This window comes from Pseudomonas sp. ENNP23, assembly GCF_001728945.1.
Classification (GTDB): Bacteria; Pseudomonadota; Gammaproteobacteria; order Pseudomonadales; family Pseudomonadaceae; genus Metapseudomonas; species Metapseudomonas otitidis.
Window position 1 is genome coordinate 1 of the sequence record NZ_LYSP01000117.1, and the last position, 627, is coordinate 627.

Below are 627 nucleotides of genomic sequence, written 5' to 3' on the forward strand. Positions count from 1 at the left end.
TCTCACCTACGCCATCGCCAAGCGCCGCGCCCGTACCCAATGGCCGGCCCTGGTCCGCGAGCGCCTGCGGGCCGATGGCCCCACCAGTCGACTGGTGGATCTGGAGCAGCAGGCGTGACGGCAGAGACGACCCGCGCGTTTACTCGGCGCTTCGCCCAGGTGCCTGACACTCGCCTGCTCCAGGCTGATAAATCCACGGAGGCACCGCTCATGTGCATGCCCGAGGTGGAAGAACAGACTGAGCACTACCTGAGCCTTGAGCACGGCGAGAGTGCAGATCGGGGGATGTGGACCGGGGCGTTGGGTGGAGGAGCAGTGTTTTTTGGGCTGATCGCGATTCTGCCATTGCTGCTAGACGGCGACATGCAATGGGCCAGCCGACTGGCGTTGTTTACGTACCCGCCAGTGTTCGCGGTGTTTCTGTGGGAAATCCTCCAGCCCATGCCCTTGCCGATCCTGCTCAACCGTCGCACCCGCGAGCTGTACTTCGAGCAGGACGGCGAGCTGTACCACACCCCTTGGGACGGCATCGCTGCTGCGGCCTATCCCTTCGACACCGTCGGGCTGTACACCGGCGGCATGCGCCATGCCGCACTGGAAGTGCTGCTGCACCGCTACGGCCACCCC

General features: G+C 64.9%; 1 pseudogene. It reads left to right on the forward strand.

Annotated features, from left to right (window positions below):
- Positions 1-363 precede the first annotated feature (363 nt).
- Positions 364-627: pseudogene (locus A9G05_RS26980) on the forward strand (hypothetical protein); the annotation flags it as partial.